This is a genomic window from Paenibacillus silagei (genome assembly GCF_017874735.1).
GTDB classification, from domain to species: domain Bacteria; phylum Bacillota; class Bacilli; order Paenibacillales; family Paenibacillaceae; genus Paenibacillus_AQ; species Paenibacillus_AQ silagei.
In genome coordinates, this window is sequence record NZ_JAGGLV010000009.1 from 1 (window position 1) to 23551 (window position 23551).

At 53.5% G+C, this 23551-nt stretch carries 25 protein-coding genes and 1 other RNA gene; 6 read left to right on the forward strand and 20 right to left on the reverse strand.

Going from position 1 to position 23551, the window contains the following annotated elements:
• The 8 genes from J2Z70_RS14735 to J2Z70_RS14770 form a co-directional block, all read right to left on the reverse strand.
• On the reverse strand, positions 1 to 536 hold a 536-nt coding region (locus tag J2Z70_RS14735; protein WP_245368248.1), incomplete at its 3' end, for a reverse transcriptase domain-containing protein.
• Between the two features lie 605 nt (positions 537 to 1141).
• Positions 1142 to 1939, reverse strand: a complete 798-nt coding sequence (locus tag J2Z70_RS14740) for a Cof-type HAD-IIB family hydrolase (RefSeq protein ID WP_036725175.1) — start codon at positions 1937 to 1939, stop codon at positions 1142 to 1144.
• A gap of 342 nt (positions 1940 to 2281) precedes the next feature.
• Entirely contained in the window at positions 2282 to 3031 is a 750-nt protein-coding gene (locus J2Z70_RS14745) for a pseudouridine synthase (RefSeq protein ID WP_209874234.1), read from the reverse strand.
• A 3-nt stretch (positions 3032 to 3034) separates the two neighbouring features.
• Positions 3035 to 4651: an RsmB/NOP family class I SAM-dependent RNA methyltransferase gene (locus tag J2Z70_RS14750; protein WP_209874237.1), complete on the reverse strand. Its 1617-nt coding sequence runs from the start codon at positions 4649 to 4651 to the stop codon at positions 3035 to 3037.
• Positions 4652 to 4719: 68 nt separating this feature from the next.
• Positions 4720 to 5208, reverse strand: a complete 489-nt coding sequence (locus tag J2Z70_RS14755; protein ID WP_339255382.1) for a DUF309 domain-containing protein — start codon at positions 5206 to 5208, stop codon at positions 4720 to 4722.
• A complete protein-coding gene (yjbM, locus tag J2Z70_RS14760) occupies positions 5174 to 5986 on the reverse strand; it encodes a GTP diphosphokinase (protein WP_036725183.1) in 813 nt (270 codons plus the stop codon). Before yjbM ends, J2Z70_RS14755 begins: the two co-directional genes overlap by 35 nt.
• 27 nt (positions 5987 to 6013) lie before the next feature.
• Complete coding sequence (locus J2Z70_RS14765; RefSeq protein ID WP_209874239.1) at positions 6014 to 7108, reverse strand: quinone-dependent dihydroorotate dehydrogenase; 1095 nt, start codon at positions 7106 to 7108, stop codon at positions 6014 to 6016.
• A gap of 155 nt (positions 7109 to 7263) precedes the next feature.
• Positions 7264 to 7668 (reverse strand): hypothetical protein, encoded by a 405-nt coding sequence (locus J2Z70_RS14770; protein WP_209874242.1) that lies wholly within the window; start codon positions 7666 to 7668, stop codon positions 7264 to 7266.
• Positions 7669 to 7913: 245 nt separating this feature from the next.
• Here J2Z70_RS14770 and J2Z70_RS14775 point away from each other — a divergent pair, with 245 nt between their 5' ends.
• Entirely contained in the window at positions 7914 to 8051 is a 138-nt protein-coding gene (locus J2Z70_RS14775; RefSeq protein WP_200869536.1) for a hypothetical protein, read from the forward strand.
• Here the strand turns inward: J2Z70_RS14775 and J2Z70_RS14780 are convergent.
• The 3 genes from J2Z70_RS14780 to J2Z70_RS14790 form a co-directional block, all read right to left on the reverse strand.
• Positions 8048 to 9475, reverse strand: a complete 1428-nt coding sequence (locus tag J2Z70_RS14780; protein WP_209874245.1) for a L,D-transpeptidase family protein — start codon at positions 9473 to 9475, stop codon at positions 8048 to 8050. The genes J2Z70_RS14775 and J2Z70_RS14780 overlap by 4 nt on opposite strands.
• A gap of 137 nt (positions 9476 to 9612) precedes the next feature.
• A complete protein-coding gene (locus J2Z70_RS14785) occupies positions 9613 to 9855 on the reverse strand; it encodes a ferredoxin (protein ID WP_036702186.1) in 243 nt (80 codons plus the stop codon).
• Positions 9856 to 10015: 160 nt separating this feature from the next.
• Positions 10016 to 11308 (reverse strand): DNA polymerase IV, encoded by a 1293-nt coding sequence (locus J2Z70_RS14790; protein WP_209874248.1) that lies wholly within the window; start codon positions 11306 to 11308, stop codon positions 10016 to 10018.
• 195 nt (positions 11309 to 11503) lie between these two features.
• Here J2Z70_RS14790 and cimA point away from each other — a divergent pair, with 195 nt between their 5' ends.
• Positions 11504 to 13123 (forward strand): citramalate synthase, encoded by a 1620-nt coding sequence (gene cimA, locus J2Z70_RS14795; RefSeq protein WP_209874252.1) that lies wholly within the window; start codon positions 11504 to 11506, stop codon positions 13121 to 13123.
• Positions 13124 to 13218: 95 nt separating this feature from the next.
• Here cimA and J2Z70_RS14800 read toward each other — a convergent pair whose 3' ends face one another.
• The 4 genes from J2Z70_RS14800 to J2Z70_RS14815 all read right to left on the reverse strand — a co-directional run bounded on the left by J2Z70_RS14800 (position 13219) and on the right by J2Z70_RS14815 (position 17405).
• Positions 13219 to 13779 carry a TlpA family protein disulfide reductase gene (locus J2Z70_RS14800; RefSeq protein ID WP_036725194.1) on the reverse strand — a complete coding sequence of 187 codons (561 nt, stop codon included), beginning with the start codon at positions 13777 to 13779 and terminating at the stop codon, positions 13219 to 13221.
• A gap of 372 nt (positions 13780 to 14151) precedes the next feature.
• Positions 14152 to 14901, reverse strand: coding sequence for an exonuclease domain-containing protein (locus tag J2Z70_RS14805; protein ID WP_209874255.1), 750 nt, complete (start codon positions 14899 to 14901; stop codon positions 14152 to 14154).
• Entirely contained in the window at positions 14898 to 15971 is a 1074-nt protein-coding gene (locus J2Z70_RS14810) for a DUF294 nucleotidyltransferase-like domain-containing protein (RefSeq protein WP_245368266.1), read from the reverse strand. Before J2Z70_RS14810 ends, J2Z70_RS14805 begins: the two co-directional genes overlap by 4 nt.
• A gap of 39 nt (positions 15972 to 16010) precedes the next feature.
• Positions 16011 to 17405: an ammonium transporter gene (locus J2Z70_RS14815; protein ID WP_036725199.1), complete on the reverse strand. Its 1395-nt coding sequence runs from the start codon at positions 17403 to 17405 to the stop codon at positions 16011 to 16013.
• A gap of 562 nt (positions 17406 to 17967) precedes the next feature.
• Here J2Z70_RS14815 and J2Z70_RS14820 point away from each other — a divergent pair.
• Both J2Z70_RS14820 and J2Z70_RS14825 read left to right on the forward strand, forming a co-directional pair.
• On the forward strand, positions 17968 to 18399 hold the full coding sequence (locus tag J2Z70_RS14820; protein ID WP_036725200.1) for a MerR family transcriptional regulator: 432 nt from the start codon (positions 17968 to 17970) through the stop codon (positions 18397 to 18399).
• A gap of 34 nt (positions 18400 to 18433) precedes the next feature.
• Positions 18434 to 19111, forward strand: a complete 678-nt coding sequence (locus tag J2Z70_RS14825; RefSeq protein WP_425355115.1) for a zinc metallopeptidase — start codon at positions 18434 to 18436, stop codon at positions 19109 to 19111.
• A 35-nt stretch (positions 19112 to 19146) separates the two neighbouring features.
• Here the strand turns inward: J2Z70_RS14825 and gltC are convergent, their stop codons facing one another.
• Both gltC and J2Z70_RS14835 read right to left on the reverse strand, forming a co-directional pair.
• Entirely contained in the window at positions 19147 to 20064 is a 918-nt protein-coding gene (gltC, locus tag J2Z70_RS14830) for a glutamate biosynthesis transcriptional regulator GltC (RefSeq protein ID WP_209874261.1), read from the reverse strand.
• A gap of 14 nt (positions 20065 to 20078) precedes the next feature.
• Positions 20079 to 20705, reverse strand: coding sequence for a rhomboid family intramembrane serine protease (locus J2Z70_RS14835; protein WP_209874711.1), 627 nt, complete (start codon positions 20703 to 20705; stop codon positions 20079 to 20081).
• Positions 20706 to 20817: 112 nt separating this feature from the next.
• Between J2Z70_RS14835 and tpx the strand changes: the two genes are divergently transcribed.
• The gene (gene tpx / locus J2Z70_RS14840) at positions 20818 to 21336 is read left to right on the forward strand and encodes a thiol peroxidase (RefSeq protein ID WP_076078429.1); all 519 of its coding nucleotides are present in this window, start codon (positions 20818 to 20820) and stop codon (positions 21334 to 21336) included.
• A gap of 194 nt (positions 21337 to 21530) precedes the next feature.
• Here the strand turns inward: tpx and J2Z70_RS14845 are convergent, their stop codons facing one another.
• The 3 genes from J2Z70_RS14845 to J2Z70_RS14855 form a co-directional block, all read right to left on the reverse strand.
• A complete protein-coding gene (locus J2Z70_RS14845) occupies positions 21531 to 21920 on the reverse strand; it encodes a DUF1499 domain-containing protein (protein WP_036725209.1) in 390 nt (129 codons plus the stop codon).
• 149 nt (positions 21921 to 22069) lie between these two features.
• Positions 22070 to 22261, reverse strand: a non-coding RNA gene (gene ssrS / locus J2Z70_RS14850) — 6S RNA.
• Positions 22262 to 22365: 104 nt separating this feature from the next.
• On the reverse strand, positions 22366 to 23214 hold the full coding sequence (locus J2Z70_RS14855) for a YesL family protein (protein WP_209874263.1): 849 nt from the start codon (positions 23212 to 23214) through the stop codon (positions 22366 to 22368).
• A gap of 179 nt (positions 23215 to 23393) precedes the next feature.
• Between J2Z70_RS14855 and J2Z70_RS14860 the strand changes: the two genes are divergently transcribed.
• Positions 23394 to 23489, forward strand: a complete 96-nt coding sequence (locus tag J2Z70_RS14860) for a hypothetical protein (protein ID WP_036702210.1) — start codon at positions 23394 to 23396, stop codon at positions 23487 to 23489.
• The last annotated feature ends 62 nt before the right edge of the window (positions 23490 to 23551 follow it).

Genomic DNA, 23551 nt, shown 5'->3' on the forward strand with positions numbered 1-23551 from the left:
CCGATCCGCAGTTCGAGGAACTTCATCAGCCATTCGTGATCCACGTGGTTGAAGAAACCCGAGATGTCCGCATCGACGACATAGCTGGTTTTCCCCTGCTCGATGACCCGGTTTAGATGCTTCAGCGCACTGTGCATGTTTCGGTTCGGGCGAAATCCATACGAGAAATCCATGAAATCTTGTTCATAAACGGCTTCGAGCACTCTTTTCAGCGCATGTTGCACCAGTTTGTCTTCATACGCAGGAATTCCTAGGGGCCGCATACTTTTCTCGTCCTTTGGGATGTAGACTCTTCTCGCGGGCTGAGGTCTGTAGCTTTTTCGCTTTAACCGATCCACTAGGTGTGCTACATTCGCTTCCACGTTGGCTTCGTACGTCTCTTTGGTCGATCCATCGACTCCGGTTGCTTTTCCTGGTTTCATCTCTTTGTGACTTCTCTTTAATGCCTCTGCCTCAATGAGATGTCCGATGGAGGTGAACCGTAACTTCGGATCTGCTTTGGCCATTTCTGCTATTCTTGCTAATTTCGTTTCCATGTTTTTTCCCACCTCTGTGTGTGGCCAATGTGTCCTTACCAAGATTGATTAGGGTGTCGCCTGCCTTTCCTCCGCCCCCATTACAGGGGTTTCACAGGTCTTATGCGGCGATCCGACTCCCTGAGCGCCGTTTGGCATTCTTACGTGTTACGGCTTGTTTGCCATACTCCTGCAGAGGTTCCTAACTAGTACTTCTCTTGCAGAAGAGCGTCAGGGTCTCCCGAGTTGCTGAGTAACCATGGGTATACATGCCTGGCTCTTCGATCCCGGGGAAGCTCCTCCATCCTCGCCTTTTTCGGCTGGAGTCATGTTGTCTTCCGAGTCTGTGATCTCGTCGACCTTCCCGTTTGGTGCGTTTCGAGACTCCATCACTTTCAGGCCTGCATCCTAACTGTCTACGCTTAAACGGTAGAGTTACCCCTCCCGCTCCAAGACTCGCTATTGGTGACGTGGCTTCCGCCTTTCCAAGCAGGGGTTCCACCTGCTAAGTTACTCAACCTAGGCTCGGTCGCTCCACAGAATACACTTATCCTGTTTTTTCGCTACAAACGCAGTGGATCAGTAAGAACCAAATCGATTATATTCTCCATAAATAGTTAGTGTTTTTACAAACAATATTTCACCAGCGCATCGCGCACACCGTTGGCATTATTGGTACCGGTGATCACATCTGCGGCTGCTTTGACCTCTACCGGAGAGTTATCCATCGCCACGCCCAGACCGGCATACGTCAGCATGGAGATATCATTATAATAGTTGCCGATCGACAGCACCTGCTCTTGCGGAATGCCAAGCTCAGCTGCCAGATGCTTTAGGGCATTGCCTTTGGAGGATTCCGGGTGCATGAGATCAACGAAGAACTCTCCGCTGCGCAGAATATTGTATTGCTCTCCCCAAGTAGCCCACTCCCGCTGCGCTTCATCCAGAATATCGGACTGTGTGAACACAGTGAATTTCACAATCGGTTCGCGGAACTCCTCCCAGGCTGGAAGGGATGCAGGCATAATCCGGAAATGCTCATACATAAAGTGGGCTTCCTTCGTCAGGTTCTCCACATTGTCCACATACATCTCAAATGCCGTATTCACATCAAAATGGATATCACGCTCGCGGCAATAGGCGATATACGGGTCCAGCCCTCTGGCGTCCAGCCCGTACTGATGCAGTACCTTACGGTCCTTGACACTCACCGTAGCCGCTCCGTTATGACCCAGCACATACCCCGACAAGCCCATCTCCTCCATAAAAGGAATCGAATTCTGCGGACTGCGCCCTGTGCAGAGTACAATCTGCCCGCCCTGACGCGTGACCTCAGCAACCGCCGCTTTGTTCTCTTCGCTGAGCTGATGATCATCATTCAGCAGTGTTCCGTCTACATCCAGTGCAATCAGTTTGTATTTCATACCCCATCATCCTATCTCTGTATAGTATACCGCCAGGCATTTTCCTGCTTCACCATTCATTGGCAGCTCATTGAGATCAAGCTGCTCCCGGCGTACCTAACTAAGCTTCCGTTTAACGGACTCCAAAGACGCTAATTCGGCACAAAAGGTTATTTTAAGCGTCTAACGGACCCGAGTGTACTTATCTCCTCACCAGTGGTTGAAATTACGCCAAATAGCTGCCAATAAAGGCCGTGGAGTCCGTGAACAGGTGAAAATCAGCCTTTTTGCCGAAATAAGCGTAGTTGAGTCCGTTACCGGCAGTCAGGCAGTTAGTCTATCAGGCTGTCAGAGGTGTATCATCTAACGCTTCAGCAGCTCCAGCTCACGGGCCGTGAGCTCCCGGCAGGCTCCCTCGGGCAGAGTCTCGTCCAGCTTCAATTCGCCCATCGACACCCGCTTCAGGAACACTACCTTCTTCCCGACAGCTACGAACATCCGCTTCACCTGATGGAATTTGCCTTCTGTAATGGTGAGTGAGATATACGACAGCACGCGGCTGCCCCGTTCTCTGCTCAGAATGCTAAGCTGCGCGGGCAGGGTCACATAACCATCCTCAAGCGTAACACCCTCGGCAAAAGCAGCCACATCCGCCGCATCGACCTCCCCCTCGACGGTGGCCTCGTAGGTTTTGGGGACATGCTTGCGCGGGGACAGCAGCTCATGTGCCAGCTTGCCGTCATTCGTGAGCAGCAGAAGACCCACGGTATCCTTATCCAGCCGCCCGACCGGGAAAGGCTCGAACAGCGCATGCTCCTGCTTCAGCAGGTCCAGAACCGTGCGGTCCCGTTTATCCTCGGTGGCGGATAACACGCCCGGGGGTTTATTCATCATCAGATAGATGAATTCCCGGTAGAGGACCGGCTCCCCGCCAACCTCTATGCGGTCCTGCTGCGGGTCTACATGGAACCCGCTGTCTTTGACGACAGCTCCATTTACTGTGATCAGGCCCTGCTTGGCCTGCTTGCGGATATCGCTGCGCGAGCCGATCCCCATGTGGGACAGCACCTTGTCAATCCGTTGCTTCTTATTTGCATTTTCTCCTGTAGCCATACTCTAAGTCCACCTCCAGCCTGCGGGATATTCATTCTTCAGCAGCCCGTCCTGCCATTTGCCCCAGCCTGCGCTGAAGCCGTCGATGCAGACGAGGGTATAGCCTTTGTAAGCATGTCCTTCCTTAACGGACAGGCGCTCTGCGGGGATCGACAGGGTCTCCCCCTTCAGGTAGGACACCGCTTCCCCGCTGGCGCTGGATAGCGATACCGAGCGGCTGCATTCCTCAGGACGCAGTGCTGTAGCGAGCGGATGACCGGGAACAAATCTGCCGCTCTTGATCTGCCCCACATACCAGCCCGGCCGAACCGTCTTCAGACCGTCCAGCGCTTCACGCGGCAACGGGGAGAGATATAGATGATCGCCGAACCATATGGCATGTCCGGGCGGCTGTGTCCCCAGCAGCTCTTGAATAAAGTCCGCATAGACCGCGAACCCTAGCGCTTCACCGCCAGTTCGCTGTGACTGCGGACCTGGACCCGTTCCGGCTCTACCAGAGCCGGAGCCGTGTCCAGATCCGCGTCCTCCCTTGCCGCCCCGGCCTTGATCTGCCCTGCCGGGAACTGCCTTACTGTGAAAGTCTGTTTTCGCAGCCTTGCTCCGGGGCGCGGCAGACAGACTTCTCTCTCTCTTATCATTTCGTGCTTTTACATTCTCTAAAGTGTCTGTCACCGTAGCTCCATTCTCTGCTGCCCCGGCCTCAAATGCCTCTCTCGCAGGTCCGCCACTTCCGTCATGGCGCAATACAGCCATGAAATGCCCTTCCCCCTTGACCTTATGCGGCCACAGCCGCGCCGCACCCGGCAATGGGCCGAGTCCGGCAGCGAACGGGCCGGTTCCGCCTACGGGAACCAGCGAGAACTGCGGATGCCCGGACAGGAATCCGGCAATCATCTCCTCGTTCTCCTCTAGAGCGAACGTGCAGGTGGAGTACACCATAGTACCGCCTGGCTTCAGCGCTGAAGCTGCGGCCTGCAGAATCTCCCGCTGCATCTCCGCATATTTGTCCGGGGTTCCCGGCTCCCACTGTCTGACCATATCCTCGTCCTTGCGGAACATGCCTTCACCCGAACACGGCGCGTCGATCAGAATCCGGTCGAAGAAGCGGGGAAAGGCCGCCGCAATCCGCTCCGGGCGCTCATTCAGGACAATACCGTTACGCACGCCGTACAGCTCCAGATTCTTGGCCAGTGCTTTTGTCCGCTCGGGATGCAGGTCGTTGGTCACCAGCAGACCTTCACCCTGCAGCTTGGCGGCGATCTGTGTAGATTTACCGCCCGGGGCTGCGCACAGATCGAGCACACAGTCCCCCGGCTGAACGTCCAGCAGTTCAACCGGGGCCATGGCACTCGGCTCCTGAATATAGTACAGCCCGGCATGATAATAGGGATGTTTGCCGGGTCTGGCTCCCTCTCCGGTATAGAAGCCCGAAGGGCACCAGGGAATCGGCTCCAGGGTGAAGGGGGAACGCCCCCGCAGCCCGTCCACCGTTATTTTCAGTGTATTGACACGGATTCCCCCGTAGGGTGACTGCTGATAGGTATCTGTAAATTGCTCATATTCCGGTCCCAGCAGCTCTTTCATACGCTGCGCGAAAGCTCCGGGCAGTTGTGCCGTCATGATGCCTTCCTCCCGCTCAAATAATCAGGAACACCCCTGCGGGTGCTCCTGTTGTAGCCTTACTATGGTCAAGCGCCATCCGGCCTGTTCCTCGGTCTGTCCGGCTGCTGCGGGCCGCGCCGCTGAGGCACCACAGGCTGAATGGACTCTGCCGCCAGCCTGACCTCTTCCTTCAGCACGGGGTCTACGATGCGGATGGTGAGATCATAATAATCAAAGGGCTGATCTTCGTAAGCTTCCAGACGGGCAACATACGCTCCCGCTTCCCGGACCAGCTTCTCCAGATCAATACCAAGCGTCACCGCCGGATATCTGCCCAGTACTTCATGAGACTGCTTCAGCAGAATCAAGCCCCCGCGCACATTGGCATTACGGAAATGGTACAGCCCGACTGCCACCTGCAGCAGAGCTTTGTATAACGGATCACGCTGCTTTTCCAGCCATAATTCCTCAAGCACCTCATGACATTCGAAATAATCCCTGTCCCGGTTGAAGTAGATGAGGTAGGCCAGATACAACGGCTCATAAGCCATCCGGCTCGCTGCCCTTCTTGGCATTCGAGAGCAGCTCGCGCACATGGTCCAGCAGTTCCTTCATCGCATCCATATCCTGAGCCTGCCAGATCGCATTGAACCGTTCCTGGCTTTCAATCGCTTCATTCACAAGATGATAGAAATACAGCTGATGAATAGCCTTCAGCAGTTGGGTCGTCATGTTCGAGTTCTCCTCGAAGGTCTTCTGCGCTTCCAGAATCTCTTCCCGGATACTCGACATCTCGCTGTCCAGAATGGAAGCCGCTTCTGCTGCCGTCTTCAGGCGCACCCGCATTTCATCGGGCAGGCTCTCCCGGTATTTATAATTCAGCGAATGCTCAATGGTTGCCCAGAAGTTCATCGCCAGTGTACGGATTTGGATTTCAGCCAGCACAATCTTTTGGCCCAGCGCAGTCTGTACCGGATACCGGATGATCATATGGAAGCTGCGGTAGCCGCTTTCCTTGTAATTGGTAATGTAGTCCTTCTCATATAACACTTCAAGATCCTTGCGGGCACGGATATATTCCGCCACTCTGCGGATATCCTCGACGAACTGGCACATAATGCGAATGCCGGCGATATCCTCGATGCCCGTTTCCAGATCCTCCATTTTTACATTTAACCGTTTGGCCTTCTCGAGTATGCTAGACAGCCGCTTCACACGGCCGGTAACGAATTCAATCGGCGTATATTCTTCCCTTTTCTTGAGTTCAGAGCGCATCGTCTTGAATTTAACCTTCAATTCCTCCACCGTTTGTTCATAAGGAAGCAGAAAAGTTCCCCAGTCCCTGACGTCCATCGCCTTGTCCTCCTGTCCATTCATCCTTCAGTGATGATCAGCGCCTACCGCATCAAGGAGCCTCTCGAAGCCGTCCCGCCGCAGCAGCTGCCGTAGTCCGGCATGCACTCTGCGGTTAACCTCCGGCCCTTCATAGATGAGTGCTGTATAAATTTCGACCAGACTGGCGCCTGCCCGTATCTTATCGTAAGCATCCTGGGCTGTAAAAATCCCTCCCGAACCGATAATCGGCAGCTTGCCGCCCGTCTGGCTATAGATTCTGCGGATAATCTCTGTAGAACGTTCGCGCAGCGGCTGGCCGCTCAGCCCGCCCGTCTCACCGGCTTTGTCGCTCTGCAGCCCTTCACGGGAGAGGGTCGTATTGGTGGCAATGATACCGTCCATTCCGGCTTCCGTGATGGTATGTACCATATATTCCAGCTCAGCGTCACTGACATCGGGAGCAATTTTGACCAGCAGCCCCTTCGCGGTGCCCGTCTTCGCCCGCTGCAGCTCCATCTCTTCCTTAACCTCGCTAAGCAGGTTCGAGAGCTCGCTGCCATGCTGAAGACTCCGGAGATCCGGGGTATTCGGCGAGCTGATATTGACCACAAAAAAATCACCGTACGGATACAGCGTACGGATACACTTGCGGTAATCCTCATGTGCCAATTCATTCGGGGTGGCCTTGTTGCGTCCGATATTGACCGCCACCGGAATTCTGCGCTTCTTCAGCCTCTTGAGGCGTTCAGCCATGGCCTCCGCGCCTTCATTATTGAAGCCCATCCGGTTAATGAGCGCCTTGTCGGGCAGCAGCCGGAACAGCCGGGGACTGTCATTGCCGGGCTGGCCTACCGGAGTTACCGTGCCTACCTCCATAAATCCGAAGCCGATCGAAGAGAATCCTCCTACCGCTTCTGCATTCTTATCCAGTCCTGCCGCTAAGCCCACTGGGGTCGGGAAATGTACCCCGAACAGATCCACCGCAAGGTCAGCTGTCTCAGGAACCCCGTACATGAGGCGCATAGCCGCGCTCCCGCCGGGAACCAGATCTGCTTTATTCAGTCCGCCGATGACGAGATGATGCGCCGTCTCCGGGTCCATTTTAAAGAAAATCGGTTTACCAAAATGTCGATACAGCACCGTTCTCGCTCCTTTAAGGGAACCACAATTGACATAACGACTCCCGTATCTATAGGTTTCTTCTTAATTTTATCCGTTTCCGGGGGAAAAGAAAAGTTTTTTGCCGCAGCGATTGTCCCCGCCCTGCCGTACTTCCTTAATGCCGCCGCCAATTCTCACAGATTCCCCGTAATTTCAATCCCGTCCGCAGTCCGCAGGTGATTCCTTGCCCAGCTTATGAACTGGTTCAGAAAATCCTGCAGTTCAGCGTCTGTAACCGGCCGCTGCTCCAGTTCAGACAAGATAGACTCCCAGTGGCTCTTCGGAATTGGGTTCTCCCAGCACGGGTCCAGCGATGTCATCTCTTCCCCGGTGAACGGATCGGATAGAGGGAAGACCCTGCTGACTGCAGGCTTAAGATACTCGAAATCCCCTTCATAAATAAACAGCATCTCTCCCGGTGCATTCCCGCCCGCGTCCATGTTCAAATCATACCGGGAAAAGGTAAACCCTATATTCCTCCGCGGACCTGCATAGCGGTAGAGCAGTACCGGAATTTCGCTTTTGGACCTGCTTGCCATAGCAGCATCACTCCTGCTTCTGTGTTCTTCATGCTCCAGCATAAAACCTTTCTTATGATACTCCAGGCGGTAATCCTCTGTATAGACCAAGACTTCGGCCAGCCAGTCCCTACCGTAAGAGATTGCAGCTAGACTTGTCTTTTCATCCAGACTAGAATAGAGGAGCGGGTACAAGTTCCATGCACCACCACCAATCCTCATATGTAAGGGTTATCACAGACTAAGAGAGAAAGAAGGGTGACCAAATGTCAACGAAACGCAAGCCTCCCACACTCCAGCAGAAAAAAGAAGAAGTGAACCGCAAAGCCATTCTGTGGATCAGCGCCAGTCTGGTACTGCTGATTGCGCTTATCGCCGTTTTATTTGTCTTTGTCGGGAATTAGTTCAGCCAATGGTACACTTTATGGGGGTTGGTCTGATTACGGGGCGAATCCGAAGGGAAACGTTCCTCCGGTACGACAAGCTCCTCAGGCAGAACCCCTTGACTGATTTGAACCTTCGTGCCCATCGGCACCATGGCGAACAATTCCTCCACATCCTTCCGGCTCATCCGGATACACCCCAGCGACTCATCCTTGCCGATGCTATCCGGCTCATTCGTCCCGTGAATCGCATAATTACTGTCCGAGAGCTGCATACCGCGGCTGCCGAACTCCCCGTTATCGCGCCCGTTCGGGTTCACGACCTTATCCTTAATGAAGAACTCCCCTTCAGGGGTCTTATCTCCGCCGAGTCCTACGGCATAATTCCGTAAAATCACATTGCCGCTGGTGACCGCCAGACGGTGGTTTTGCTTATCTACAACAATAGCAATCGGTTCTTTGAAAAAAAGCTTCTCCCCCGGCCCCTCCGCCGGACCTCCGCCGCCCGTCTGCTCTTGCCCCGGAATACCTGCATCTTGTCCGCCGGACGGCTGCGGTGATGCTGAGAACAGCGGCGCCTCTCCCCGTGCGGCTCTGCGCAGAGGTGCGAAGGCTTCCTTCATCAGCGGGGTGATGCCGCCCAGCACGTTCGCCGGGAAAGGCTTCACTAATTCCTGCACCGCTTCGGGATATGCTCCCTTGCTGCTCTTGTACGCACGCAGCGCACTCCAGAGCACAGCCAGCTCCTCCTGCTGCTTCTGCCAGCCCAGCCCCTGCTGCTTAAGCTCCGCCGAATCCGGCGGCTGGCATGCGCACGCTGCCGGATTATAGGACTGATAGACTATACGCCCTTCTCCGCTCTTGGCAAGAGTAGCCTCCAGCGGCAGCCCTTTCTTCCACAGCAGCCATTTGCCCGAGCGCTTCATACCGAGCAGTGCGGTGGCGGAAGGCGTCTTCGCCGACTTCAGGATGGCTGCCAGGCCCCCGCCCCCCGCAGCAGCATCCGCCGCTACCGCCGTGAAATCCAGACTTGCCGGTTCTTGCGGACTTCCCTGCGTCTCTGCGGCTGTCTCCGGCAGCACGGCTGAGACCGCTTCGACCGGGGCAGCTGCCCCCTTACTGTCCGGCAGAATTCCCGGTGCGACGGCAGCCGGAATAAGCATGAGCAGCAGCAGCATTAGAGCCAGCAGCACCCGGCGCTTCCTGAGCCTCGCGGTCTGCCGTTCCCGGGCCGATTCCAGCAGCCCTTCCTCGTACTGCTGCAGCATTTCCGCGGGCACCTTGCTGCGTTCAAATGCCTCATACACTTCCCCGGCCTGATTATAGCAGTAATTCGCTTTTCCATACTGCCCGTTCTTATAGTATTCCTTACCAAGCAAGTACCATGCCATCTTATTATCCGGATGCATCTGTACATAGGCTTTTAGATGCTGAGCATTCTTCATGTGGGCCTCCACTATTGGTGGTATGGTTATGTATTCGTATGTACCTTCTATTGTATATCGGCAGGGAATGCAAAAAAAGACACCTCAAGCCGCATTTATCGCGGTCCTGAGATGTCTTTTATGGAGACGGCAGAAGCTTAGCCCTCTTTGTTGAAAGGTGCATCTGCAATCTTAATGGAGTCTGTAGGGCATCCGTCAGCTGAATCCTGCAGGTCATCGAACAAGTCGTCCGGAATCACAACATTACCGTGGTTGCCGTCGTTCTCATAGATCACTTCTGCCAAACCTTCGTCATCATAATCAAAAATATCAGGGGCCGTCGCGCCACAAGCACCACAAGCGATGCATGTGTCCTTCTCGACCCAAGTGTACTTAGCCATTTTTTTCTCTGCCTCCCGCTTAACTATACAGCCTGCAGTCGCAGCCTGTTATTTTTCTCATATTAATATAAATAGGATACAATTTCAATGAATTTTCAATGTGTTGACATTATTGCCTCATTCTCTGCGGTGCTCCAGGCGGCTGATGACGGGCCTTAATTCAGTCTATATCCTTGTCTGCGCCGCCCAGATTGTCCTTCTGCAGCGAGGTGCCCCGCTCCTTATGGTTACGCAGCCGCGCCGAGTGGCTGTCGCTCAGCATCCCTGCGGTCAGCACCGCATTCTCGCCGAACTTGTTGCGCAGCATGTCCATCGCCTTATTAAGCGACTCCTTCTTCGGCTGCCGCTCGTAGTCGAACAGGTCCAGCTGAATAGCCGACTCCTCTTTGGGCATCAGCCCTTGGAGCGTTACCCCCAGCAGCCGCACCGGCTTGTCGCCCTTCCAGTGGCGCGCGAACTGGTCGCATGCCACCTTATAAATGTCCTCGGCGCTCTCGGTGGGAGCCTCAAGCTGGCGGGAGCGGGTGATCGTCTTCATATCCGGCGTGCGGATCGTCAGCTGTACCCCCGCTGCAACCAGCCCCTGCTTCCTCAGCCTCCGCGCAACCTGATCACTCAGGTTCAGCAGGATCGGGCGCGCCTCAGCCAGCCCTACCACATCATGCGGCAGCGTGGTTGTATGGCCGATGGACTTGCTCTGCTCCCGCTCAGGATTGACGATTCCGTGATCAATCCCGTTCCCCGCCCGCTTCAGCCAAGCGCCCATGACACCGAAATGGCCGACCAGCATCGCCTCGTCTGCGGCTGCCAGCTGTCCGATGCTGTAGATGCCCAGCTTGCGCAGCTTCTCGGCCGTTTTGCCGCCAATGCCGAACATCTCATTGCACGGCTTGTCCCACAGCACGGACGGCACATCGCGCAGCCGCAGCACGGAGATGCCACTGGGCTTCTTCAGATCGGAGGCGATCTTCGCCAGCAGCTTATTGGGGGCAATCCCGATGGAGCAAGGCAGACCCAGCTCCTCCATAATCCGGCGCTGCAGCGCCTCGGCAATCTCCGGCGGCGTTCCGAATTGGCGGGAGCCGGTGATATCGAGATAGCATTCGTCTATAGAGACGGCTTCGAGCAGCGGAGTATAGCTGTAGGCAATCTGCATGAATGCATTGGAGTACTTGCGGTATAGATGAAAATCCGGCTTAATAAGCATTAAAGACGGACAAATCCGCAGCGCCTTCTGCACCTGCATGCCCGTGGAGATGCCCAGCCTGCGCGCGGCGTAGGAGCAGGTGACGATAATTCCCCTTCTAGCCTCCACGCTGCCCGCCACCGCTGTCGCCTTGCCTTTATATTGCTCCGGATCTTCCGCCTCATGCACAGAGCAGTAGAAGGCATTCATGTCCACATGCAGAATAACCCTGCCGCTTGCCGGATAATATTGATCCACACTCTGCATGGCATCCACCTTCTTATCTTTCGGGGTTCCATTGTTATTGTCAGCATACCTCTACCCCGGCGGGAGGTCAACTTGCCAAGAGAGCCGCTTGTGACAGCGCGGTGAAAAGTTCTTTGTTACTTTCCCGCGTAAAAATGCTATAATATAAAAATTAATTTCCTATGCGAAGGCTAATAACACTTTAGGAGGACACTCATGTCTAAGTCTATCTCCATCTTCGATACTACCCTGCGCGACGGAACACAAGGCGAGGGGATCAGTCTGTCGGCGGATGACAAGCTGAAGATTGCCAGGAAACTCGACGATCTGGGTGTCCATTATATTGAAGGCGGCAATCCGGGAAGCAACAACAAGGACATCGAATTTTTCAAAAGAGTCCAGGAGCTTCATCTGAATGCCAAGATTACCGCATTCGGCAGCACCCGGCGTAAAAACACTGTAACCGAGCAGGACGAGGGGCTGCAGCGGATGATTAACGCAGGCGTTCCGGCGGCTACCCTGGTAGGAAAATCGTGGGATTTCCATGTTCATACTGCCCTGCAGACCACCCTGGAAGAGAATCTGGCCATGATCTTCGACTCCATCTCTTATTTGAAGCGCAAGGGGCTTGAGGTCATCTTCGATGCAGAGCATTTCTTCGACGGCTTCAAGAACAACCCTGAATACGCCGCTGCTGTTCTCACCCGTGCCCGCGAGGCCGGAGCAGACTGGCTGGTGATGTGCGATACGAACGGCGGCACCCTGCCGCAGGAGATTCATGATATTGTGACAAGCATCGGCGTGCTGCTCCCGGAAGCATCGCTCGGTATTCATACACACAACGATTGTGAGCTTGCGGTTGCCAACACCCTGAGCGCAATCGGTGCCGGTGCCCGGCAGGTTCAGGGGACCATTAACGGCTATGGCGAGCGCTGCGGCAATGCCAATCTGTGTTCCATCATTCCAACACTTCAGCTTAAGATGGGCTATCACTGCATCCCTGGCGATTCCCTGCCGCAGTTAACCAACACGGCCCGGTTCATCAGCGAGGTTGCCAATGTGAATATGCCGGTGAATCAGCCTTATGTCGGCACAGCCGCATTCGCCCACAAGGGCGGCATCCACGTATCTGCCATTTTGCGCGATTCACGCACGTACGAGCATATCGCCCCTGAGCTGGTCGGCAATAAGCAGCGTGTGCTGGTCTCTGAGCTTGCCGGACAGAGCAATGTGCTGTCCAAGGCGCAGGAGATGGGACTCAGCCTTGATCCAAGCAGCGAGCAGGCACGCAAGGTGATTGACAAGATCAAGAATCTTGAACACCAGGGGTATCAGTTCGAAGGCGCAGATGCTTCGCTTGAATTGCTGCTCCGGGAAGCGACCGGCGAGATGAATGAGCTGTTCACCTTCGAGTCGTTCAAGATGCTGGTTGAGAAGACTGCCGGCCGCCCTGTCGTCTCCGAGGCCTTCGTCAAGCTGAAGGTCGGCGGTGAGAGCCTATACACAGCCGCCGAAGGCAATGGACCGGTCAACGCGCTGGATAATGCGCTGCGTAAGGCGCTGCAGACCTACTTCCCTCAGCTTAAGGATATGCACCTCTCCGACTATAAGGTCCGTGTGCTGGATGAACAGGATCAGACCGCCGCGAAGGTACGTGTGCTGATTGAATCCAAGGATTATAGCGACACCTGGAGCACAGTAGGCGTATCCAGCAACGTGATCGAAGCGAGCTGGGAGGCTCTGGTCGATTCCATGCGATATGCCCTTCTGGGACAGATCTCACTGGAGCAGGGCATCCAGACCAGCAATGAACCGAGAGGTCTGGTCAATCACTGACCTCCTTGGCTTCGCTCTATGCACTCCAAAAAGCCCTCCTCTGCGGAACTTTCTCCGCGCAGGAGGGCTTTTCACTATGCGGCTGATCGCCGGTGCTAAGAGCCAGTCAGCGCAATAATCTTTTTCTCCAATTCCTCTGCGCTCAGGACCCCCAGAATAATCTCGCTGATGACCCCGTTCTTATCAATCAATACATTGGTCGGGAACACCGCCCCGTTATACTTGTCGAAGATCTGGCCCTTTAGATCATACATTACCGGAAAGGTCAGCATATACTTCTTGACGAAGCGTTCCGCATTAGGCTTGTAATCCTGGCTAGTTACGTTAATGCCGTATACATCCAGCACCTTGCTGTATTTCATAGCCAGCTTATTCAGTTCAGGAGCCTCCTGCCGGCAAGGATCACACCAGGAGGCCCAGAAGTTAAGAATCACCGGCTTCTCCCTTGCCCCATCGACGCCATATTGCTTATCCCCTTCCTGCACTGTAAAAGGAGGCGCTTTGAGTCCGGCAGATGCACCAGTCTCCGGTTCCGCCGTCTGCTGCAGGACCGCAACCGCCTTAGGCTCCGATTTCACTTTATGTTCTATGGCAAGAACGGCCAGAAAAACAATCAAGGCCAGAATCGTTACATTCCGTTTATGGACTGCTTTCATAGAGTTCAGATCCTTTACATGGAGGATTTTTCTCTATTGTACCCCCACTTGCTCCAGTTTCAAACGTTATCATAAAAAAAGAGGATTCCGTCAAAGACGAAATCCCATGAAGAGAGAGGGGTAAAGCTGACAGCGGCCAGGGAAGCCCCCGGCTGTTCAGACCGGACTCTTCCGTACAGCAGAGGCTGGGGAAGCTTCTGCTGCCCGGCTGCCGCAGGAGACCTGCAGACAGCTACTGGCGCTGCCGCAGCGGGTGGCATGTGTATTGGCCTAAGGCCGATACGCAACGTAGCGCCTGACCCGCCGCCTTCCAGATATACCTTAATCAGTCCCCGCTTTGCACTGCAATCCGGCCAGTCTTACCAATAACTCTCATGTCCTGCTTAGATAAGCGTATAAGTCGCCTAACGTATCTACCTGATTCTTTTGTAAGATCTGGCGGATGTAAGCTACCCACAGCTTCGCCGTCATCTTGGCATCCTCCAGCGCATGATGGCGGCCCTCGATGGGAATCTCATGAATCGCCAGCAGCTCATCCAGCGTGTAATTGCTGCGGTGCGGCTCCAGCCAGCGGGCCAGCATCATCGTATCCAGCACCCGGTGGGTTAACTGGACCTTGGAGGTCTTCCATAGGGCGGCATTCAGGAACGCCTTATCATGGGCACTTCCGTGCGCCACCAGTACCCGCTGCCCGACGAAGGACATGAAGTTATGCAAGCCGTCCATCAGCGGCGGAGCAGAGGAGGTCATCTCTGCTGAGATTCCGGTCAGTCTCGTAATATTATCCGGAATCGTTGCCCCGCAGTTCACCAGTGTATAGAAGCATTCCTCTGCCTTGATCTCTTCCCCGACCACCCGGATCGCCCCGATGGACATAATCTCATCCCCGCCCTGGTGGGAGAAGCCCGTAGTCTCCAGATCGAATATCACCGTCTCCAGTTCAGACAGCGGAGTATGCAGCACCTCGGGACGCCGTTTCTCACGCATCAGAGAACGGATAAAGGCCATTTGCTGGGCTGTCTGCTGCGCCGATTCTCCGCCTCTCATGGAAGCGATGGCGGAGGGCATTCCGCCTTGCCGCAGATTATTCCAGAATCCTCCGCCCTTGCTCGGCTCCTTCATAGCTGTCTCCTTTCCGCTGACCGGAGCTGCCGCTGCAGCGCCTTATGCAGGCGTCTGATCAGCAGCAGGCTTTCCCGCAGCTCCGCCCGGAGCTGCTTATTCTTCAGATCATTCTCGGCATAATAATCGCTGCTCACGAGCAGGCCGTCCGTCACTGTAAACGGCGTGTTCACCCGCATCCTGAGCGCCGTCAGACAAGCGCGCCTGATCTCTTCCAGATGCTGATACTGCTCCAGCTTAGCCAGCTCATCAAGCCGCTTCAGTGTCGAAGATGCTTCGATTCCGTGCAGCAGCGACAAATGCCTGACAATATTGACAAGTGGAATGTAGAGACCATATTTGACATCGAAGCCGCCAGCATTATCACCGAACCGCTCCGTGAGCACCTGTCCCAGCAGATTCAGCGTTGCTTTATGGCGCACCGTATTGCGCAGTACCGCCATCGTCAATTTGCTGTTATCTGTGAATCCGGCATGCAGGGCTTCCCGCCACTGCGCAGACAGTGCCTCACTTCCCGCTACATGGCGCATATCCGAAGCTATAATGAGGTACCGGACAGGCTCCCATTCGAGTTGCTCCATCCAGTCAGACAGCTGGCGCTTCCAATCTGCCAGTGACTTCCGCCAGAGCGGCTCAGAGCACATGACCCTGCCCTCGCATTTCTCATAGCCAATCGCCTCAAGCACATCCGACAGCATGCTGCCAAAAGCTTCGAAATACCTTTTCCGCTCACCCTCCAGCGCTTCCTCTACAATTAAGCCGTTATCCTGATCGCTCCACAGCGTAGCCTCCTGCCGGCCCGCACTGCCGAATACAATAAAGGAATAGGCGCAGGGAGGCAGGCCGTAGCCCGCCTCCTTCATCTGCGCCTCACATATGCGTACCGCCGTCCCGGCAAGCTGGTCATGCATCGCATTGACCCGGTGCATCCATACCTGAACGGGAATCACGCCCAGCTGCTCCAGCAGCACTTGTTGACAAGCGGTACGCCTCGCCTTAAGCTCCTCCGGCGAACCGGCTGTTACGATGGACAAGTAACTTTCTTCTTCGTTCCAATCTGCTGCCTCCATCGAAGCCACTCGGTCCGCCTCCCTGCCTGAGTATAAATATTAGTGTTTGAGGGTTTTGGATTCTGATTCACTAATCAGCTTCATTTGCTCAGGATAACCGTACGTACCATGCTCACTGATATCCAGACCCATCAATTCTTCTTCTTCCGTTACACGGATACCCATAACCATCTTCATTACATACAGGATGACGAAGGACATCACAGCTACGAACACGAAGGTTCCGACTACACCCAGTGCCTGCACACCGAGCTGATGGAAGCCGCCGCCGTAGAACAGACCTGCTTTACCTACAAGTGCGCCTTGTTCAATCAGATCAGGTGCTGCGAAGAGGCCTGTAGACAACGCCCCCCACATACCGGCGATACCATGTACAGAGAAAGCATAGATCGGATCATCCAATCCTGCACGTTCCAGCCACTGCGAGGTCATGAAAGTAAAGGCACCGGCAATGAGACCGATAATGATGGCTGCCCAAGGCTCTACGAAGGCACAGGCACCGGTGATGGCAACCAGAGCTGCCAGTACGCCGTTAAGCATGGCCGGAATATCGGATTTGCCGAAGTACAGCCAGGAAGCTGCCAGTGCTGCCAGACCGCCTGCCGCCGCTGCAATGTTCGTAGTCAGCGCTACGTGTCCGAAGAATCCGCCCATAGGGGACAACGCGCTACCGGGGTTGAAGCCGAACCAGCCGAACCAGAGAATGATAACACCAAGTACAGTGAAGACCTGGTTATGACCTGGAATAATAACCGGCTTGCCTTCTTTGTTGAATTTTCCAAGACGGGGCTTGAGGAGAATGGTCGCCACTACAGCCGCCGTTGCCCCTGTAAGATGGACTACTGTAGAGCCTGCATAATCCTGCATGCTCAGCTCTGCCAGCCAGCCGCCGCCCCATACCCAGTGAGCTACAACCGGATAAATCACAACCGAGAAGAGAATTCCGAAGATAATATATACGCTAAGCTTAGCACGTTCAGCCATACCGCCGGATACAATCGCCAGGGAGACTGCCGCAAATGCCATTTGGAACAGGAATTTCGTATTTAGTGTAACATCGGAGAAGGCCAGGGATTCAAATGCGGAGGCTGTGGAATCTCCACCGTAGAAGAAGCCTGTAGTTCCGAAGAAGCTGTTGCCGTTACCGAAGCCAAGGCCAAAGCCCAGTGCCCAGAAGCACAAGCTGGCAATCGCCAGTGTCAGTACCGTCTTACCGGCCACATGGCCGGCATTCTTCATCCGGACCGAACCCGCCTCAAGTAATGCGAATCCTGATTGCATGAAGAATACAAGGATAAATGCCAGGAACGTAAATGCAGTGTCGAGTCCAATCTGCAGATCCGGTGCTGCCGGACCCTCAGCCGCGAAGGCGCTGACCGGATAGATCATTAGTGTAATCATACCCAGGAACATCATCAACATCTTTTTTTTCATAGTGTACCCCACTCCCCAATGTTATATTTTCTAACAAAGCGTGAAACTCTTAATGTCATTATAATCAGAAGTCAGGTAAATTGACAAGACTATTTTTTTGAATGCTTTAATTTAATTTTGGAAGCTGCGCTTTTCTTCACTCAAGGACTATTCCCGAGCACGATTACCGGTAACCCGGCACGAGTAGCGCGCTTCCTTACGTACCAGTTATGCAAACGTATACAGTCAACAGAGCTTTTTCCTAAGTTTCATACTGTATTTTTATTAATGTCTATTAGTAAACATGCCTTTTATTATTCTTTGATCACACCATACCGTATCACCCGCTCACCGTGATCCTGATGATTACCAGCTGAGCTGGGCGCTTAAGTATATAACACGTCATGTCAAGTTTTACATGGATTCTTCTCCTCTAAGGAATATTCCCGCTTCGATTGCCTCCCCAGCATCTTTATGAAAAGTCAGCATATACTTTAAAGTAAGCGTCACGTTTGACTGTACGGTTTCCAATTTGATATGATTATTTTACGCAGCAAATAGCGAGGTGAGATAACTTGGAGATATGACCCTTTACCGGATCGGAGAGCTGGCCAAGGCGGCCGGCATCAGTGAACGTACCATTGATTATTATACGAAGCTTGGACTGATTACACCGGAATCCAGGAGCATGAAGAATTACCGGCTCTACAGTCATGAAACCTTAGTCGTTCTTCAACGTATTAATCAGCTTAAGCAAGAGAAATATACATTGGAAGAAATCAAATCCCTGATGGGCAAGTGGAATGCAGCCACCCCTGAGGCTGAGGTCTCCGGCAAGCTGGTCCAGCTTGAGCTTCAGATGCAGCAGCTAGAACGGGAAGTGAAGGCCCTGGAGCCCGTGATAAGCGGTTTGAAGCCTGGCCAGGCCAACCGGGCACTGGCAGCACTGATTCCTCAGGGCGTCGCCTGTATGGAAGCGATCCGGCTTCTGCTGACGCAAGGGCCGCCAATGTAACAGCTTGTAATTTATAATGGAGGAATGAGCACATATGATGCCACTAATGTATCTGTTGTTAGCTGTCGCTTTTATCTTTTCTGTATGGGCCCAGTTCAGGGTCAAGGGCAATTTCAAGAAATGGGCCAAGGTGCCGAACATGAATGGCTTAACGGGTTATGAAGCTGCCCGGCGTATGCTGGATGCCAACGGACTCTACGATGTTCCCATTGAACCGGTTCAGGGAACCCTTACAGACCACTACGACCCGATTAACCGCGTTGTACGGCTGTCGGAGCCTGTATATTATGAAAGCTCCATCGCAGCGGTCTCCGTCGCTTGTCACGAGATCGGCCATGCGATTCAGCACAAGGAGCATTATCCGATGCTGGCGCTGCGCCACCGGATGTTCCCGGTCGTGAACTTCGCCTCCGGGGTCGCTCCCTTCATGCTGCTTGCAGGCTTCATCTTCAGCTCGTTCAACCTTATCGGGCTCGGCATTATCTTCTTCTCTGCCGCAGTAGCCTTCCAGCTCGTCACGCTGCCCGTTGAATTCAACGCCAGCAGCCGCGCGCGCCGGATTATGGTACAGCAGGGCTTCATCCGTAATGATGAAGAGCGCGGCGTAGCCAAGGTCCTGAATGCCGCAGCGCTCACCTATGTGGCAGCAGCGCTGGTATCTCTGATCGAGCTGATCCGCCTGATCCTGATGTTCCTCGGTAACCGCGATTAAGATCTATATCACTGCACAGACAATACCCCGGTAGGCTATGAGCCGACCGGGGTATTGTCTGTGTGCCTGTCTTTGAAATAGGTAAGCAGGAAGTTACGGAAGGACTGGGCGACCAGCGGCAGCTTGCCTTCTGCCCGGTGAATCAGCCCGACGGTTCTGGTAATCGTAGGCTCCACCACCCGGACCTGTGCAGGCTGCATCGGGTTGGTCTGATAGAGCGCCATCTCCGGCAGCAAGCTTACCCCCATCCCGGCGGCTACCAGACCGCGGATTGTATCGGTCTCCCCGCCTTCAAAAGCAATCTGCGGCTTGAACCCTGCCGCAAGGCAGGCCTGCCACACAATCGGCCGCAGCGAGTAGCCTTGGCTGAACAATACGAACTTCTCGTCCCGCAGTTGTTCCAGCCGGATCACTTCCCTGCTTGCAAGCGGATGATTCTGCGGCAGAATGGCGAACAGCTCCTCGGTCATTACGATATCTCCGGCCACATGCCCTACATTCTCCGGGAACGGCGAGATGAATGCCAGATCCACCTCTCCAGAGATAACATCCTTGATTAAGGATGGATAGGCTCCCTGCTTGAAGCGGAATTTCACATGGGGATAATGGCTGCGGAACTCCGCCACAATGGAAGGAATCAGATGGGTCCCGAGGCTATGCGGGAAGCCGATGCGGATCTCGCCGCGCTCCGGGTCAAGGAATTCATGCACCTCCGCCACCGACCGGTCGAGTTCATTCAGGACCGACTCCACTCTTTTGCAAAAGAGCTGCCCGACAGGCGTAAGCTGCAGATTCCTCCCCTTCTGCATGAACAGATCCACTCCCAGCTCCTGCTCCAGCTGATGGATCTGGCGGCTTACCGCAGATTGTGCGACATGCAGCTCCTCCGCCGCTCTGGTGACATGTTCCTTCTGGGCAACCTTCAGAAAATACTGCAGCTGTCTAAGCTCCACGATTACACCCTTCCTTATCGCCGTTTTCGTTTGAATACACGGATGATTAGCCCATAGATGAAGAATCCGGCGATCAGGCCGCCGATATGAGCCATATAATTGATATTTGGAGCGGCAAAGGACATGATAATCCCCATCACCAGAAGTCCGTAAAGCGTCTTGCGCGAGCCCTCATCCATCATTGCCCTTTGGAACACCGCAATATAGAGGAATGCGCCATAGACGGCGTAGATCGCCCCCGAGGCCCCTACAGAGACAATTCCAATCTCCACATTCCCTCGGCTGCTTATAAGAACCCACAGCAGATTAGCAATGAAGCCACCGCCCAGATACAGCAGTGCATAACGCCACCAGCCCATCAACCGCTCCAGCGGCGGGGCGAACACAAGCAGCGAGAAGGTGTTGAAGAACAAATGAGCGAAGCCGTTGTGAAGGAACATCGCCGTCACGCAGCGCCACAACTCATCCGTTTCAACACCCACATTGACCGTAGCCCCGTACTCCACAAGTGTATACAGGTTGGTGGAGCCGCCATTCAGGGACAGCACGATGAACATAACCACATTGGCCAGAATCAGCGCACAGGTTACAGGATAATACCGGAGATAGCTTCTCCACTTCTCATACCTTATAAAAATCATAACATCCATCCTTTTATGTATGTTGTCCAGCTCGACATCCAGCTTCTAAAAAGATTATAATTTATTCTGGCAGGTACATGCCAATAATGCAATTCAAGGAGGAAACAAGGACATGACGCAAGAAAGAACAGGCGTAGCCACTTTTAAGGGCAACCCCATTACTCTGGTAGGCCCGCAGCTGAAAGCCGGAGATTCCGCGCCGCAATTCACGGTAAGCAAGAATCTCTTGGAAGATGTTACACTTACAGAATACGCTGGCAAAATCAAGCTGATCAGCGTTGTACCTTCCCTGGATACCGGCGTGTGCGATGCGCAGACCCGCCGCTTCAACAGTGAGGCTGCCGGTCTTGGCGATGATGTAGTCATTCTCACCATCAGCACAGATCTTCCTTTCGCCCAGGCCCGCTGGTGCGGCGCCGCAGGCATCGACAGTGTAATCACCCTGTCCGACCACAAAGAGACTTCCTTCGGACAAGCCTATGGCGTCCTGATCAAGGAATTCCGCCTCGACATGCGCTCCATCTTCGTTGTAGACAAGAACGACACTTTGGCTTATGTCGAGTATCTCGGTGAAATGGCTGAGCACCCGGACTACGAAGCGGCGATTTCCGCAGTTAAAGCTCTGCTCTAGGCTTAAACGGACAGCACTGATATGTTATACAGCATCCAAGACTATAAATGTACATTTTTGAAAAAAAGCGGCAGAAGGTCATCCTTCTCCGCTTTTTGCGTATGATGATCAATAAGGATATCCGTGCCCGGAACAGGCTGTCCCACTCCCGGAAACCGCATACAAACCCGGCAATACATGCCCGAATGCTGTCCTTAATCCACCTTATATTTGCCCAGCTTCTTATCCAGAGACTGGTACAAACGCTGAATGACACGGTAATTGGCACCCAGATCGCCAAGCGACCCTCTGGATGCTGAATATATATCTACGGCACAGCGTACGGGCGTGGTGCTTAACACAGATACGGTAATATCCAGCGAGCGGCCTAACGCCGTTCTTTTCTCCAGGGTAATCTCCCCTACAGACTGCACTTCATGCAAGACCTTATAACCAGGAATTTTCTTCAGCGTTGCGGATACTTCATCCCACGCCTTGTCTCTTGAAAGATTGTAATAACGCGTTTTCAATGCCGGATCTTTGGCACGGTCGCTTGTTCCGTCATGACTGCGAAATAAACCGACCAAGGTTCTTTTCAACGACAAAATTCTTCCCCCTCTTCAAATCCCAAGTTCACTACCCTAAGTGTAACACTCTTGTCCGCGGAACAAAAGGGCATTGCTCACTTTAACCTTGAAAAAGGCACCCTCTACCCGCTAGTGAGCAGGTAACAGGATGCCTTGTCAATTCCATTAGAAAACCCGCCTATGCCGTCCGGCTGCAGTGTCTTCTGAACCTGCTAGAGCAGGTGGGTGACCGCAGAAGTCGTTTTTGAATTCCCCAGGTCATATAGACAGGGCTGTTCAGCCGCGCTTCATGTAGATCTCCCAAGACATTATCATTGGTTCAAAACAACGAGCAACCATAACGTACATCGCAGGATTTATTAACATTATAGTGCGTTTTGACGAAAAAGTAAACCTGTATACGCTTTATTTAACGCCGGGATCATTTTCCGTTGACATTGCTGCCCTCATGATCAAGGGAATGTTAAGTCCGCTTGAAATCCTTACCGGTGTACTTATCTCTGTCGTCTTCATCCTCGTCTTCGTCATCATCGTCATCATCATCGGCCGGCAGACCTTCATTCTCAGCTGCTTCCAGCGCGGCCTGTTCTTCAGCCAGCTTCTTCTTCTCCACCTGAAGTTGCAGCTTATTGTATGTAGCGAAGAAATTAAAGAAGGCGAGCATAGCAATCAGCGTAGGAATACACAGCACATAAAGCACCGGATACCGCAGACCTATATAGAGAAGAACGCCTGAACCAATCAACGTCGAGAACACACGGATCGGCCGGGCGATCGTGAGCAGAATCGAATTGGTTACCACTTCCTTGAACGTCATCTGGTAGTGAACCACGATGGAGAAGAAGTTAAACATCGATACGAACAAAATAATCATCAGCACCAGCATCAGGATACCGACGATCTTGAAATTCGGCATTTGCGTCATGTATACGGTCACATCAACGTACATCACGACAAACAGCAGGGTGTAGATAAGCCCTCCCAGCATGCTTTTCAGATAATTCTCTTTGTATCCCTGAAAAAAAGTGCGGAATGTACTTACATCGGTATTGCCCATTACCCATTTGCGCACCACTGTAAATAACGCCGACGTAGCCGGAAATACAGTGAATGGCGCGAATACACCAAGTACCCAGTTCAGCATAATCTGCTCATTCGGTCCGCCTGCTCCTGAACCCAGCATGAGGATCTTCATAATTCCTGCGAACAGAAACGGTATCGAACACAATGCCCATAAAATATTGCTGAAGGCGATGCGTGTGATCCATTCCGTGATGCGGTATATACCGCCCATTGCTCCTTTAAACTCCAATTCCCTTCCTCCTGTCTATCTTGTGCATACTGCGTATCTTAACTATACCTGTTTGTACAGGACTTTTCCAGCGCCCAAGTTTACAAGTTCTAGGTAAGTGTCTAAGCAAGCTCTGCAATACGTCCATATATTACATTGTAACCACAACAAATCCCCCATGCTCAAAGGAGGTTGACCTCATGTCCGCACCTGGCTGCTGCAATCCCTGGACTTCCACCGGAACAATTCTCGTGCTCTTCATCCTGCTGGTCATCATCAGCCGTACCTTCATCTAAGTGAATCCACAGCAAAAAAAGAAGACGGGAACCGGTAACGGTTGCTCGTCTTCTTCAAGGTG

Coding starts and splice junctions, on each gene's coding strand:
- J2Z70_RS14785 (WP_036702186.1), bottom strand. CDS start 9,855: ATGGCTAAGTACACTTGGGTCGAGAAGGACACATGCATCGCTTGTGGT.
- J2Z70_RS14750 (WP_209874237.1), bottom strand. CDS start 4,651: ATGACGGCACAACTGCCCGGAGCTTTCGCGCAGCGTATGAAAGAGCTG.
- J2Z70_RS14755 (WP_339255382.1), bottom strand. CDS start 5,208: ATGCCAAGAAGGGCAGCGAGCCGGATGGCTTATGAGCCGTTGTATCTG.
- tpx (WP_076078429.1), top strand. CDS start 20,818: ATGACGCAAGAAAGAACAGGCGTAGCCACTTTTAAGGGCAACCCCATT.
- J2Z70_RS14805 (WP_209874255.1), bottom strand. CDS start 14,901: ATGAAGGAGCCGAGCAAGGGCGGAGGATTCTGGAATAATCTGCGGCAA.
- J2Z70_RS14860 (WP_036702210.1), top strand. CDS start 23,394: ATGTCCGCACCTGGCTGCTGCAATCCCTGGACTTCCACCGGAACAATT.
- cimA (WP_209874252.1), top strand. CDS start 11,504: ATGTCTAAGTCTATCTCCATCTTCGATACTACCCTGCGCGACGGAACA.
- J2Z70_RS14820 (WP_036725200.1), top strand. CDS start 17,968: ATGACCCTTTACCGGATCGGAGAGCTGGCCAAGGCGGCCGGCATCAGT.
- J2Z70_RS14775 (WP_200869536.1), top strand. CDS start 7,914: ATGTCAACGAAACGCAAGCCTCCCACACTCCAGCAGAAAAAAGAAGAA.
- J2Z70_RS14815 (WP_036725199.1), bottom strand. CDS start 17,405: ATGAAAAAAAAGATGTTGATGATGTTCCTGGGTATGATTACACTAATG.
- J2Z70_RS14810 (WP_245368266.1), bottom strand. CDS start 15,971: ATGGAGGCAGCAGATTGGAACGAAGAAGAAAGTTACTTGTCCATCGTA.
- J2Z70_RS14770 (WP_209874242.1), bottom strand. CDS start 7,668: ATGGCAAGCAGGTCCAAAAGCGAAATTCCGGTACTGCTCTACCGCTAT.
- J2Z70_RS14835 (WP_209874711.1), bottom strand. CDS start 20,705: ATGATTTTTATAAGGTATGAGAAGTGGAGAAGCTATCTCCGGTATTAT.
- J2Z70_RS14800 (WP_036725194.1), bottom strand. CDS start 13,779: ATGAAAGCAGTCCATAAACGGAATGTAACGATTCTGGCCTTGATTGTT.
- J2Z70_RS14745 (WP_209874234.1), bottom strand. CDS start 3,031: ATGGCTACAGGAGAAAATGCAAATAAGAAGCAACGGATTGACAAGGTG.
- J2Z70_RS14740 (WP_036725175.1), bottom strand. CDS start 1,939: ATGAAATACAAACTGATTGCACTGGATGTAGACGGAACACTGCTGAAT.
- J2Z70_RS14790 (WP_209874248.1), bottom strand. CDS start 11,308: ATGCAGAGTGTGGATCAATATTATCCGGCAAGCGGCAGGGTTATTCTG.
- J2Z70_RS14825 (WP_425355115.1), top strand. CDS start 18,434: ATGATGCCACTAATGTATCTGTTGTTAGCTGTCGCTTTTATCTTTTCT.
- yjbM (WP_036725183.1), bottom strand. CDS start 5,986: ATGGACGTCAGGGACTGGGGAACTTTTCTGCTTCCTTATGAACAAACG.
- J2Z70_RS14780 (WP_209874245.1), bottom strand. CDS start 9,475: ATGAAGAATGCTCAGCATCTAAAAGCCTATGTACAGATGCATCCGGAT.